Annotated in this window: 2 protein-coding genes; both read left to right on the top strand. The window is 54.0% G+C overall.

The genetic code is table 11. From position 1 onward, the window contains the following. The first annotated feature begins 152 nt into the window (after positions 1 to 152). Positions 153 to 770 carry a sugar O-acetyltransferase gene (locus RUMCAL_RS07475; protein WP_040647486.1) on the top strand — a complete coding sequence of 206 codons (618 nt, stop codon included), beginning with the start codon at positions 153 to 155 and terminating at the stop codon, positions 768 to 770. A gap of 67 nt (positions 771 to 837) precedes the next feature. Continuing rightward, positions 838 to 1,155, top strand: a complete 318-nt coding sequence (trxA, locus tag RUMCAL_RS07480) for a thioredoxin (RefSeq protein WP_021682083.1) — start codon at positions 838 to 840, stop codon at positions 1,153 to 1,155. Positions 1,156 to 1,349: the final 194 nt, after the last annotated feature.

Here is a 1,349-nt window from a genome sequence, read left to right on the forward strand (position 1 = left end):
AATTGGGGCGTAAGGTCAGCGGCGACTCGCCGCACGCCGCAGAATAGAAATAATGCAAGTTCCTATAGAATTTGTACTTGATTTTTTCTGCAAAATCCGCTATGATAAAGTTAGCAACTCAATACGCTCTCACAGAACGGAGGAATCTGATCATGACAGAAGAAGAAAAAATGCTTGCCGGAAAACTCTATGACCCCAGCGACCCCAAACTGGATGCCCGCCGGCTGCTGGCTCACCGGCTTTCCATGGAATACAACAACACACTGGAAACCGATGCCGAAAAACGCAAAGCCATTCTGGCACAGCTGCTGCCCGATTGCGGAGAGGACACATTTCTGCAAGGGCCGCTGCAATTTGACTACGGCTGCTATACCCGCTTCGGCAAACGCTGCTACGCCAACTTCAACCTGGTCGTTCTGGACGTGTGTCCGGTGACTTTCGGCGATGACGTGTTCATTGGCCCGAACTGCTCGTTCGTTTCTCCTATGCACGCCCTGCTACCGGAAGAACGCAACCTGAAACAGCGTCCGGACGGCTCCTACTATGATCTGGAATACGGCAAGCCCATTACCGTGGGCAGCAACTGCTGGTTCGGCAGCAACGTCACCGTCTGCGGCGGCGTGACCATTGGTGAGGGCTGCGTGATCGGTGCAGGCAGCGTGGTGACCAAAGACATTCCGCCCCATTCGCTGGCGGTGGGCAACCCCTGCCGTGTGCTGCGGGAAATTACGGAAAAGGACAGCGTGCAGTATAAAGGAATCACTGCATAAAGCCCGCCTGCATGCCAATATTATAATTGGAAAATCTCCCGCACTTCACACAGAAAGGACGATTCATATGGCAGTGATTCGATTGACAAAGGAAAATTTTCAGGCAGAAGTGATGCAGGCGGACAAGCCGGTGCTGATCGACTTCTATGCAGACTGGTGCGGTCCGTGCCAGATGGTTTCGCCGATCGTGGACGAGATCGCCGGCGAACGCAGTGACATCAAGGTCTGCAAGGTGAATGTGGACGAACAAATGGAACTGGCACAGTCTTTCGGTGTGTCCAGTATTCCCACGCTGGTGGTGATCTCCGGCGGAAAGCTGGTAAAGCATGCCGTGGGTGCACAGCCGAAGTCTGCGATTCTGGACATGCTGGAAGCTGTAGAATGATCCACATATTCCCGAGGCAACACCGCACAAAACCCGCCTGACGGCTTTGCACGCAATCTGCGTGCAGATTTTTCGTCGTGTTGCCCCGAAAAAACAAAGCCGCTGTCCTGTCAGCTTCGCGGGGCAGCGGCTTTTTTGCGGAGATGCGGCAAAAGTCCACGGGCAATACCGCACAAAGAGCGTCTGGCGACTTT

The sequence above is a fragment of the Ruminococcus callidus ATCC 27760 genome, assembly GCF_000468015.1.
Classification (GTDB): domain Bacteria; phylum Bacillota; class Clostridia; order Oscillospirales; family Ruminococcaceae; genus Ruminococcus_C; species Ruminococcus_C callidus.